Origin of the sequence: Variovorax sp. KK3, from assembly GCF_001984055.1 — a bacterium.
Taxonomy (GTDB): Bacteria; Pseudomonadota; Gammaproteobacteria; order Burkholderiales; family Burkholderiaceae_C; genus Variovorax.
This window is the reverse complement of sequence record NZ_LYVO01000068.1, coordinates 30,407-41,349: the sequence shown is the minus strand read 5'-3', so window position 1 is coordinate 41,349 and position 10,943 is coordinate 30,407. Positions and strand designations below refer to the sequence as shown.

Genomic DNA, 10,943 nt, shown 5'->3' with positions numbered 1-10,943 from the left:
CGTGCGTTGACGTCGTCTGCGACGAAGCCCACGTGCGCGTGGTTGGTCGAGTACAGGCCGGCATCGGCCAGGACCGGGCCGCCAACCTGCCAGGTGCCGGCGTGGTAGCTCATGGTCTGGTCGCCGCGCTGGTAAAGGGTCGGGATGCCGCTGTTGTTCACGGATGCCGCATCGCCGTAGCGGTAGGCGATGCCTTCGGCCTTGGCCAGGCGGGGTGCCATGGCGCGGTACGCTGCTGCATCCACACGGCCGGCGCTGTCGATGACGTCACCGGAGATCGGGGCGGGCGTGGGGGCGGGTGCCGCGGGAGCCGGAGTGGGCGCAGCGGGAGCCGGTGCGGGCGCGGGCGCGGGCGCGGGCGCGGGCGCGGGCGCTGGTGATGGCGACGGTGCGGGCGCTGGAGCAGGTGCTGGAGCCGGCGCGGGTGCAGGCGCAGCCGCCGCACCGACCGAATAGCAGGCCTTGACCACGAAAGGCAAGGGATCCTTGCCGAAGTAGTCGTTGGTGCAGGCAGCCGACCCGCTGATCGTCTTCTGGATCCACGACGAATTGGCGCCGTACTTCACCACCGTGGAAGCAGCCACGGAGAAGGCCGAGCCTTCGTTGGCGAGCAGGCTTCCCGCGCCAGGCGCTGCAGCGGGTGCAGGTGCGGGCGAAGGGGCAGGCGCCGGTACGGGTGCGGGTGCGGGTGCAGGCACCGGTGCAGGCGCAGGCGCAGGGGCCGGGCTGGGCGCGGCTCCCGTGCCGGACGCCTGGACGTAGCACGCCTTGGCCACATAGGGCAGCGGATCACCGAAGGTCGCGTTGTCGCATCTGACCGTGCCCGACAGGGTCTTGCCCCGGAAGGTCGAATTGGCGCCGTATTGGACGACCGTCGCGGCGGCGAGTGCGAAGCGCTGGTCTTCGTTCGCGACCTTGGTCCAGCTGGAATCGAGGGCCTTGGCGAGCACCACCTCGTCCTTGCTGTTCGCCGCACCGGCTGCAGTCGAATCGGCCGAGACCGCTGCAGACGTCGAAGCCGCGATCGCGGCGTCGGACACTTGCGATGTCGCGAATCCCCCTCCGCCACCTCCGCCGGAGCCTCCGCCGCAACCGGCCAGTGCGCCGGCAGTTACCAGCAGAAGCGTGCTCTTCGCCATGACTTTCATCCGAAACCTTCCATTGAGAAAAAGTGAGGTCCGGGTGAAGCAATCGTTGCTACGGATGCCAACCTAAGTTTTAATTACTTTCGGTTGCTAATCTCCATGCCCGGTGTGGTGAATCGATATTACGGGCGGGGCTTTGTCCTACAGCGAAGCGTTACATCTGAGCCACGCCAACCCGGACTTAGTTCACGAAGTGTTAATCCCATTTCCTCTTACACAATGAAACACAGAGACTTTCTCATTACACTCGCCGCCTCCGCCGCGGTGTTCGCCGCCACTCCCGCCGCCGCACAGTCCAGCCAGCAGCCGATCCGACTCGTCGTGCCCTACGCCGCGGGCGGCCCCATCGACGTCACGGCCCGCGCCCTGGCCGAGCGAGTGAAGGACCAGCTCGGCCCGGTGATCATCGACAACAAGCCCGGCGCGGGCGGCAACATCGGCGCCGATGCCGTGGCCAAGGCCGCACCAGACGGCCTGACGATCGGTATCGCAGCCACCGCCACGAACGCGGTCAACCCCTGGCTCTACAGCAAGATGCCGTTCGACGCCGCCACTGCCTTCGCTCCCATCACGCAGATGGTCCGTGTGCCAAATGTCTTGGTGATGAATGCCGAAACGGCGCAGCGCCTGAAGATCGAATCGCTGCGCGACCTGATCGCCTACGGCAAGGCCAACCCGGGCAAGCTCAATTACGGCAGCGGCGGCAACGGCAGCGCCGGCCACCTGGCAGGCGAGATGTTCAAGAAGGAAGCCGGCATCTTCGCCGTGCATATTCCGTACAACGGCGGCAACCCGGCGCAGCTGGCGCTGCTGTCGGGCCAGGTGGACTTCAACTTCGACAACCTCGCCACCGCGGCGCCCAACATCCGCTCGGGCAAGCTCAAGGCGATCGCGGTGACCACGGCCGATCGCAGCAGCGCCCTGCCCGAAGTGCCGCCCGTCGCGGACACGCTCAAGGGCTTTTCGATCGATACCTGGTGGGGGCTGGTCGCACCGGCTGGCACGCCAGCGGCGGTGGTCGAAAAACTCAACCGCGCCTTCGTCGCCGCCCTCAACGCACCCGAGACGAAAACCCGTTTCGCCACGTTGCTGGCCGAACCCGTGGCGAACACGCCCGCGCAGTTCGGCTCCTTCATGAAGAGCGAACTTGCGAAGTACGAAAAGGTCGTGAAGGCGACCGGCGCCAAGGTCGACTAGGCGCTGGGCTCAGGTCTTCGCAACGGCGGCGCAGCCCGCCCGTTCGTGAGACACCGCGGAACCGGCTCTGCCGGGCCGCTGGTGTCGCCCCCGGCGAGGGGGTTGGCGGACCACACGAGGTTGGGGGAGCCTGGAGGAGAGCGTTACTCGCCTAGATAGGCGGCACGCACCTTCGGATCGCTCAGCATGATCTTGGCGTCGCCGCTCATGGTGATGAGCCCGGACTCCATGACGTAGCCGCGATCGGCCAGTTGCAGCGCGCGGCTGGCGTTCTGCTCGACCAGCAGCAAGGTCACGCCCTGGTCGTATACCTGCTTCACCACCTCGAAGATCTTGTCGACCATGATGGGCGACAGGCCCATCGACGGCTCGTCGAGCAGCAGCACCTTGGGCCGCGCCATGAGCGCCCGGCCCATGGCCAGCATCTGCTGCTCGCCGCCCGACATGGTGCCGGCCAGCTGGGTGGCCCGCTCCTTCAGGCGCGGGAAGGTGGCGAAAACGCGATCGATGTCCTTCGCGATCTCGGCCTTGTCCTTGCGGATGTAGGCGCCGATCTGCAGGTTCTCGGTGATGGTCATGCGCGTGAACACGCCGCGCCCCTCGGGCACCATGACCAGGCCGTCGGCCACCAGGTCCCACGCGCCGCGGCCCTTGATGCTCTTGCCGAGGAACTCGATGTCGCCGGCCGCGAAGGGCAAGGTGCCGGTGATGGCCTTCATGGTGGTGGTCTTGCCGGCGCCGTTGGAGCCGATCAGCGAGACCAGTTCGCCCTCGCGGACCTCGAAGTCCACGCCCTTCACGGCCTGGATGCCGCCATACGCGACCTTGAGGCCGCTGACTTTTAACAACGTTTGAGCCATGTCAGTGTCCTCCCGTGCCGAGGTAGGCCTCGATCACTTTTTCGTTCTTCTGCACGTCCGCGGGCGTGCCCTCGGCGATGGGCTTGCCGTAGTCGAGCACGGTCACGCGGTCGCACAGGCCCATCACCAGCTTCACGTCGTGCTCGATGAGCAGGATGGTGCGGTTGTCCTTGCGGATGCGGTCGATGAGCTCGCGCAGCATGACCTTTTCGGTGGCGTTCATGCCGGCCGCCGGCTCGTCGAGCGCGATGAGCTGGGGGTCGGTGGCCAGGGCACGGGCGATCTCGAGGCGGCGCTGGTCGCCGTAGCTCAGCGTGCGGGCCTTGTAGTCGGCGTACTTGCCGATGCCCACGTAGTCGAGCAGTTCCTGCGCGCGCGTGGCGATCGCCAGTTCCTCGGCCTTGAACTTTCCGGTGCGAAGGATGGCGCCCACCACGCCCGAATGGGTGCGCACGTGGCGCCCGACCATCACGTTCTCGAGCGCGGTCATTTCCGCGAAGAGACGGATGTTCTGGAAAGTGCGTGCGATGCCGGCCTTGGCGACCTCGTGCACCGCCGTCGGCTGGTAGGGCTTGCCGCCGAGCTCGAAGCTCCCGCTGTCGGGCGTGTAGAGGCCGGTGATGACGTTGAAGAAGGTGGTCTTGCCGGCGCCGTTGGGGCCGATCAGGCCATAGACCTGGCCGCGGGAGATCTTCATGCCCACGTCGGACAGGGCCTGCAGGCCGCCGAATCGCTTGGAGATGCCGCGAACGTCGAGGATGGTTTCAGTCATGGCGGTCCCCGTTCACGGATTGATGGACATGGGACGCGAGGCTTCGCCCGGCAACTCGTCGGCCGGCGTTGCCACGCCGGGCGCCTGGGCCTGGGTCGAACCCGGCACGGGCGATGGCGGCACGCCCTTGCGAAGCAGCGACTTGCCGTGCTCCGGCGACGGCCAAAGGCCGCGCGGGCGCACCAGCATGATGATGATCATGGCGAGCGCGATGAAGAGCTGGCGCAGGATCGAAGCATCCAGGCGCCCGTCGGTCATGGCCTGAAGCGGCCCGGCCACGTAGCGCAGCACCTCGGGCAACGCGGCCAGCAGCACGGCGCCCAGGATGACGCCGGGCAGGTGCCCGATGCCGCCCAGCACGACCATGGCGACGATCATCACCGACTCCATCAGGCTGAACGACTCGGGCGAGACGAAGCCCTGGAAGGCCGCGAACATGGCACCCGAGACGCCGCCGAAGCTGGCGCCCATGCCGAAGGCCAGCAGCTTCATGTTGCGGGTGTTGATGCCCATGGCCTTGGCGGCGATCTCGTCCTCGCGGATGGCCATCCAGGCACGGCCGATGCGCGAGAGCTGCAGGCGGTGCGAGATGACGATGGTGATGAGCACCAACGCGAGGAACAGGTAGTAGTAGAGGGTGACGGAGGAGATGGTGTAGTCGCCGATCTTCAGCGGCCGCCCGAGGTTGAGGCCCCAGAAGCGGATGGAGTCGATCGCGGTGATGCCCTTGGGGCCGTTGGTCAGGTTGAACGGGTGGTCCAGGTTGTTCAGGAACACACGGATGATTTCGCCGAAGCCGAGCGTGACGATGGCGAGGTAGTCGCCGCGCAGCTTGAGCGTGGGCGCCCCCAGCATCACGCCGAACAGGGCCGCGAGCGCGAAGGCCGCCGGTATGACCAGCAGCAGCGAGGTGTGCAGCCCGTTCGGGAACATGGCCTTGAAGGCAGGGAAAGTGTCGGTCAGGTGCGGCGAGCCGAGCAGTGCGAACAGGTAGGCCCCGATCGCGAAGAAGGCGACGTAGCCCAGGTCGAGCAGGCCGGCATAGCCGACCACGATGTTCAGGCCCAGGGCCAGCAGCACATAGAGCAGCGCGATGTCGGCGATGCGCACCCAGGCATTGCCCTGGCTCTGCAGCAGCAGCGGCAGCACCAGCAGGCCGATAGCCGCGACGATGCAGACGAGGACTTTCTTGCCGTTGTCGTTCATGGCATGTCCTCCGTCAGGCGCGATCGGCCACCCGCTCGCCGAGCAGGCCCGAGGGCCGCAGCGTGAGCATGATGATCAGCACGATGAAGGCGAAGATGTCGCTGTAGTGGCTGCCCAGCACGTCGCCGGTGAGCGCACCGATGTAGCCGGAGCCAATGGCCTCGATGAGGCCCAGCAGAATGCCGCCGACCACCGCGCCCGCGAGGTTGCCGATGCCGCCGAAGACCGCTGCGGTGAAGGCCTTCAAGCCGGGGATGAAGCCCATCGCATGTTGCGCGATGCCGTAGTTGGAGGCGTACATGACGCCGGCCACGGCGGCCAGCACGGCGCCGATGATGAAGGTGGCCGAGATGACCATGTCGGGCCGGATGCCCATCAGCGCCGCGACGCGCGGGTTCTCGGCGGTGGCGCGCATCGCGCGGCCGAGCTTGGTGTAGTTGACTAGCCACATCAGCACGACGAGGCAGAAGGCCGTGACGCTCAGGATCATGACCTGCGTGGGCGAGATGACCGCGCCGCCCACGTGGATCGGGGTGCTGGGCAGCAGCGTGGGGTAGGCCTTGTTGGTGGGCTTCCAGATGATCATGGCGATCGTCTGCAGCAGGATCGACATGCCGATGGCGGTGATCAGCGGGGCCAGCTTGGGGCTGTTGCGAAGCGGCCGGTAGGCGACCTTCTCGATCGTGAAGTTGAGCGTGGCGGCGACCACGCAGGCGATGATCAACGCGATGATGAGGATGATCCAGCCGGGTGTCCCGGGCATCGCGGACTGCATCCAGCCGATGATGGTCCAGCTGGTCAGCGCGCCGACCATGAGCACTTCGCCGTGGGCGAAATTGATCAGGTTGATGATGCCGTACACCATGGTGTAGCCCAAGGCTATCAAGGCGTACATGCTGCCGAGAACCAGACCGTTGATGATCTGCTGCAGCAAGATGTCCATAACGAGAATCCCTTTTGTTGTAGACGCCCTCGGGAGGCGCCCGACGTGCCGGAAGCGCCGGTTGAGCGCCCTGGCTTCGCTTAGCAAAAAACCCGCCAGCATGTGTCGACGGCGGGTTTGTGGGCGGGATTGTAGTCACGCCTGATCGCCATTTCGGTGCGCGGCGACCGGGGTTTTCCCGCTGGCGCGGGCTGTTCGGCACCGCAAGCGCGCAAGGGCGTATCGACGGGGATGCGGGCGGTATCGGGCCTGTGCATGCGCGGCCGCGTCGGGCCGAAGATCAGGCACCGGCGTCGTCGTTGCGCCTTCGCAGTTCGCGCAGTTTCTCGGCGATCCGGATCTCGAGGCCTCGCTCCACCGGACGGTAGAAGGGAGGCGGATCGACACCGTCGGGCAAATAGCGCTCGCCCGCGGCGAAGCCGCCCTCCTCGTCGTGTGCGTAGCGATAGCCCTTGCCGTAGTCGAGCTGCTTCATGAGCTTGGTGGGCGCGTTGCGCAGATGCATGGGCACGGGCCGGGTGCCGTCCTGCTTCACGAAGGCGCGAACCTCGTTGTAGGCTTGGTAGACCGCGTTGGACTTGGGTGCGATGGCGAGGTAGACCACGCATTCGGCGAGTGCCAGCTCGCCTTCGGGCGTGCCCAGGCGCTCGTAGACCTCGGCCGCATCGAGGGCGAGGCGCAGCGCGCGCGGGTCGGCCAGGCCGATGTCTTCGCTGGCCATGCGCACCAGCCGGCGCGCCATGTAGCGCGGGTCGGCGCCGCCGTCGAGCATGCGCACGAACCAGTAGAGCGCGGCATCGGGGTCGCTGCCGCGCACGGACTTGTGCAGGGCCGAAATGGTGTCGTAGAACTGTTCGCCGCCCTTGTCGTAGCGGCGCATGCGCTCGCCGAGCACGCGCAGGAGCCACTCGTCGCCGATGTCGTCGCGCTTCTCGGCGGCCGCGGCGACGGCGAGGGTTTCGAGGGTGTTGAGCAACCGCCGCGCATCGCCGTCGGCATAGGCCACGAGACGGTCCTCGGCCTTTGCTTCGATCGGAGGCACGGCCTGGATGTGCTGCGCACGCGCGACGATCTGGCGCAGATCGTCTTCGGTGAGCGACTGCAGCACGTATACCGCGGCACGTGACAGCAAGGCCGAGTTCACCTCGAAGGACGGGTTCTCGGTGGTCGCGCCGATGAAGGTGAAGAGGCCCGACTCCACGTGCGGAAGAAAGGCGTCTTGCTGGCTCTTGTTGAAGCGGTGCACCTCGTCGACGAAGACGATGGTGCGGCGTTGCTCCAAGCCGTCGCGCGCGGCGGTCGCGCGCTCGACGGCCTCGCGGATGTCCTTCACGCCGCCGAGCACCGCGCTGATGCTGAGGAACTGGGCATCGAACGCATCCGCCATGAGCCGCGCGATGGTGGTCTTGCCGGTGCCCGGAGGGCCCCAGAGGATGCAGGAATGCGGCTGGCCCGATTCGAAGGCGATGCGCAGCGGCATGCCGGGACCGAGAAGATGCTGCTGGCCGATGACTTCGCCCAGGTTCTTGGGACGCAGGCGCTCGGCCAGTGGTTGATGGGGGACTGTGGCCATGGAAGCCCGAGTGTCGCCCATGCTCCGGCATGGCGCGGCATGGCGCGCGGCGCCGGACCCTATTGCTTGAGCACGTCGGCGCCTGCCGGCGCCTTGAACTGGAAGGTGCCTGCAGGCAACGACGGGTTGACCTCGACCTTCGTGAACTTCAGCACCGAACGCTGGCCGAAGCTGTCGAGGATTTCGAGCGCGGCCAGGGCATCGCCTTGAAAGCCGACCTGGACGCTCTGGAGCTGACCGTCTTTGCTCTTGGGCGTGGCCTTGACCCATTGCAGGCCATCGCGCTCCGGCGCGGCCTCGAGGGCGAAGTCGGCCTGCAGCGCGCGCAGGTCGGCAGCGGCGGCGATCAGCGCCGCGGGGGTCGAGCCCAATGCCTGTGACTGCTTGCGCTGCGTCACCTGGTTCAGGTCGGCGTCGTAGAGCCACAGCGTTTCACCGTCGGCCACGATGTTTTGCGCGAAGGGCTTCTTGTAGTCGAACCTGAACTTGCCGGGGCGCTGGAATTCGAAGTTGCCGCTCGACACCTTGGCGCGGGCGGCCTGGCCATCTTTGGGCGGTGCGGTCACGGTCTGGGTGAACTCGGCGCGGCCCGACTTCGCGTTTTTCACGAAGCCTTCGAGGCTTTCCATACCGCCGGCCCAGGCGCCGCTGGTGGCGGCGACCGCGCATGCGATGACGAACAGTTTTTTCAACAGCATCCTTCTTCCATCGTTGCGTGTCACTCGGTGCGCGTCACTCGGTGCGCGCGGGCACCAGGATTTCGCGCTGGCCGCTGCCGCTCATGGCGCTGACCAGCCCGGCGTTTTCCATGTCCTCGACCAGCCGCGCGGCGCGGTTGTAGCCGATCTTCAGGTGGCGCTGCACCAGCGAAATGCTGGCCTTGCGGTGCTTGAGGACCACTTCGACCGCCTGGTCGTACATCGGGTCCTTCTCGCCGCCGCCTTCGCCACCCTCGCCGAGTAGATCGCCTTCACCGTCGACGGTTCCACCTTCGAGCACCCCTTCGATGTAGTCCGGCTCCCCTTGTGACTTGAGGTAGGCGACGACACGGTGCACCTCGTCGTCGCTGACGAAAGCGCCGTGCACTCGCACCGGCAGGCCGGTGCCGCTAGCCATGTACAGCATGTCGCCCATGCCGAGCAGGGCCTCGGCCCCCATCTGGTCGAGGATGGTGCGCGAGTCGATCTTGCTCGACACCTGGAAGGCGATGCGGGTCGGGATGTTGGCCTTGATCAGGCCGGTGATCACGTCCACGCTGGGCCGCTGTGTGGCCAGGATCAGATGGATGCCGGCGGCCCGCGCCTTCTGGGCCAGGCGGGCGATCAGCTCTTCGATCTTCTTGCCGACCACCATCATCAAGTCGGCCAGCTCGTCGATCACGACCACGATGTGCGGCTCGCGCTTCAGCGGTTCGGGGTCGTCGGGCGTGAGGCTGAAGGGGTTGTAGATGAACTCCTCGCGCGCCTTGGCCTCGTCGATCTTGGTGTTGTAGCCGGCAAGGTTGCGCACGCCCAGCTTGCTCATCAGCTTGTAGCGGCGCTCCATTTCGGCCACGCACCAGTTCAGGCCGTGCGCCGCCTGCCGCATGTCGGTGACGACCGGGGCCAGCAGGTGGGGGATGCCTTCGTAGACCGACATTTCGAGCATCTTCGGGTCGATCATGAGCAGGCGCACGTCGCGCGCCTCGGCCTTGTAGAGCAGGCTCAGGATCATGGCGTTGATGCCGACCGACTTGCCGGATCCGGTGGTGCCAGCCACCAGCACGTGCGGCATCTTGGCAAGGTCGGCCACCACCGGGTTGCCGACGATGTCCTTGCCCAGGCCCATCGTGAGCATCGACTTGCCCTCGTTGTAGACCTGCGAACCCAGGATCTCCGAAAGGCGGATCGATTGGCGCTTGGCGTTGGGCAACTCGAGCGCCATGTAGTTCTTGCCGGGGATCGTTTCGACCACGCGGATCGACACGAGCGACAGCGAACGAGCGAGGTCCTTCGCCAGGTTGACGATCTGCGAGCCCTTGACGCCGGTGGCCGGCTCGATTTCATAGCGCGTGATCACGGGGCCGGGCGAAGCCAGCACCACCCGCACTTCGACGCCGAAGTCCTTGAGCTTCTTCTCGATGAGGCGCGAGGTCATCTCCAGCGTGTCGGCCGACACGGTTTCCTGCCGGCCCTGTGCGGCATCGAGCAGGTCGACCTGGGGCAGCTTGCTGTCGGGCAGTTCGCGGAACAGGGGTTTCTGCCGCTCCTTGACCACGCGATCGCTTTTCGGCACCTCGATCATGGCCGGCTCGATCTGCACCGGCGGCGCGGGCGGTCGGCGCTTGGGGCGGGGTGCGGTGCGGAGTCCGTCGTCGATCAACTCGGGCTCGCTGCCCTGTTCTCCGGCCATGGCAGCCTCGTCGCGCTCGCGTTCGCGAACGGCCTTTTTGCCCATCGCGATGTCTTCGGCGATCTCACGCTTTTCGCGGCGCGATTCGAACAGCGTGTACAGGCGCCCGCCGATGCGCTCGGCGATCTGGCTCCAAGAAAAGCGGAACACGAGGGCGGAGCCGATCACGCCGGCCGCGATGGCAATAAGCGCGGAGCCGGTGAAGCCCATCCATTTGACGCTGGCAGGCCCGACCAGATAGCCCAGCACGCCACCGCCGTGGCCCGGCAGGTGCGATTCGAGGCGGTAAAGGCGCGACCACTCGAGCATCACGCTGGCACACAACAGCAGCACCAGGCCGAACCAGAAGGCCAGGCGGCTCGAGTTGAAGCGGCCGCGTGGCGGCTGGGGCGGCTCGTTCGCGCCCGCTTCGCCGCCTCGCATCCAGCCTGCCAGCGAGGACAGCCACACGCGCAGGCCTGCGGCCAGACACCACCAGACCGAGTAGCCGGCGAGAAAATAGCTCGCGTCTGCCAGCCAGGCGCCGATGCAGCCACCCCAGTTCTTGACATCCCCGCCGCTGCCCGAGGTCGACCACGCAGCATCGGAGGGCGTGAAGCTCAGCATGGCGAGCAGCCAGAACAGCAGCGCGACGAAGCCGGCGATCAGCGTGATCTCGTGCGCAAAGCGCATCGCGCGTGCGCGCACCGGGGTCGACTCGCCCGAGGCGGAGGACTGGAGGGTGTTGAGCGAATAAGTCATGAAAGGCAGGGCCGCCAGCCCGCGAATGCAGGCAGGCAACGCACGGAAACTACAACGAACAGCATTGCGGCCAGGTTGTCATCGGCACCCGCAATGAGAGGGCCGGCACGCCGCG

The 10,943-nt window shown here is 66.6% G+C and carries 8 protein-coding genes and 1 pseudogene; 1 reads left to right on the top strand and 8 read right to left on the bottom strand.

What is annotated here, in order from left to right; genetic code table 11:
• Window positions 1–1,040: pseudogene (locus B0W80_RS35680) on the bottom strand (hypothetical protein); the annotation flags it as partial.
• A 324-nt stretch (window positions 1,041–1,364) separates the two neighbouring features.
• On the opposite strand from B0W80_RS35680, the gene B0W80_RS25835 reads away from it, so the two are divergent.
• Window positions 1,365–2,342, top strand: a complete 978-nt coding sequence (locus B0W80_RS25835) for a tripartite tricarboxylate transporter substrate binding protein (RefSeq protein WP_077002020.1) — start codon at window positions 1,365–1,367, stop codon at window positions 2,340–2,342.
• Between the two features lie 143 nt (window positions 2,343–2,485).
• Here B0W80_RS25835 and B0W80_RS25830 read toward each other — a convergent pair whose 3' ends face one another.
• From B0W80_RS25830 to B0W80_RS25800, 7 genes are all read right to left on the bottom strand, one after another.
• Window positions 2,486–3,202, bottom strand: a complete 717-nt coding sequence (locus B0W80_RS25830) for an ABC transporter ATP-binding protein (protein ID WP_077002019.1) — start codon at window positions 3,200–3,202, stop codon at window positions 2,486–2,488.
• Between the two features lies 1 nt (window position 3,203).
• Window positions 3,204–3,974, bottom strand: a complete 771-nt coding sequence (locus tag B0W80_RS25825; protein WP_077002018.1) for an ABC transporter ATP-binding protein — start codon at window positions 3,972–3,974, stop codon at window positions 3,204–3,206.
• A gap of 12 nt (window positions 3,975–3,986) precedes the next feature.
• Complete coding sequence (locus tag B0W80_RS25820; protein WP_077002017.1) at window positions 3,987–5,180, bottom strand: branched-chain amino acid ABC transporter permease; 1,194 nt, start codon at window positions 5,178–5,180, stop codon at window positions 3,987–3,989.
• Between the two features lie 13 nt (window positions 5,181–5,193).
• Window positions 5,194–6,123, bottom strand: a complete 930-nt coding sequence (locus B0W80_RS25815) for a branched-chain amino acid ABC transporter permease (protein ID WP_077002016.1) — start codon at window positions 6,121–6,123, stop codon at window positions 5,194–5,196.
• A 280-nt stretch (window positions 6,124–6,403) separates the two neighbouring features.
• A complete protein-coding gene (locus B0W80_RS25810) occupies window positions 6,404–7,696 on the bottom strand; it encodes a replication-associated recombination protein A (protein WP_077002015.1) in 1,293 nt (430 codons plus the stop codon).
• 59 nt (window positions 7,697–7,755) lie between these two features.
• Complete coding sequence (gene lolA / locus B0W80_RS25805) at window positions 7,756–8,394, bottom strand: outer membrane lipoprotein chaperone LolA (RefSeq protein WP_077002014.1); 639 nt, start codon at window positions 8,392–8,394, stop codon at window positions 7,756–7,758.
• Between the two features lie 34 nt (window positions 8,395–8,428).
• Entirely contained in the window at window positions 8,429–10,828 is a 2,400-nt protein-coding gene (locus B0W80_RS25800; protein ID WP_077002026.1) for a DNA translocase FtsK, read from the bottom strand.
• Between the last annotated feature and the right edge of the window lie 115 nt (window positions 10,829–10,943).

What these genes read in the sequence shown, in the direction of transcription:
- lolA (WP_077002014.1), bottom strand. Translation starts at nt 8,394, where the DNA reads ATGCTGTTGAAAAAACTGTTCGTCATCGCATGCGCGGTCGCCGCCACC.
- B0W80_RS25800 (WP_077002026.1), bottom strand. Translation starts at nt 10,828, where the DNA reads ATGACTTATTCGCTCAACACCCTCCAGTCCTCCGCCTCGGGCGAGTCG.
- B0W80_RS25810 (WP_077002015.1), bottom strand. Translation starts at nt 7,696, where the DNA reads ATGGCCACAGTCCCCCATCAACCACTGGCCGAGCGCCTGCGTCCCAAG.
- B0W80_RS25830 (WP_077002019.1), bottom strand. Translation starts at nt 3,202, where the DNA reads ATGGCTCAAACGTTGTTAAAAGTCAGCGGCCTCAAGGTCGCGTATGGC.
- B0W80_RS25815 (WP_077002016.1), bottom strand. Translation starts at nt 6,123, where the DNA reads ATGGACATCTTGCTGCAGCAGATCATCAACGGTCTGGTTCTCGGCAGC.
- B0W80_RS25820 (WP_077002017.1), bottom strand. Translation starts at nt 5,180, where the DNA reads ATGAACGACAACGGCAAGAAAGTCCTCGTCTGCATCGTCGCGGCTATC.
- B0W80_RS25825 (WP_077002018.1), bottom strand. Translation starts at nt 3,974, where the DNA reads ATGACTGAAACCATCCTCGACGTTCGCGGCATCTCCAAGCGATTCGGC.
- B0W80_RS25835 (WP_077002020.1), top strand. Translation starts at nt 1,365, where the DNA reads ATGAAACACAGAGACTTTCTCATTACACTCGCCGCCTCCGCCGCGGTG.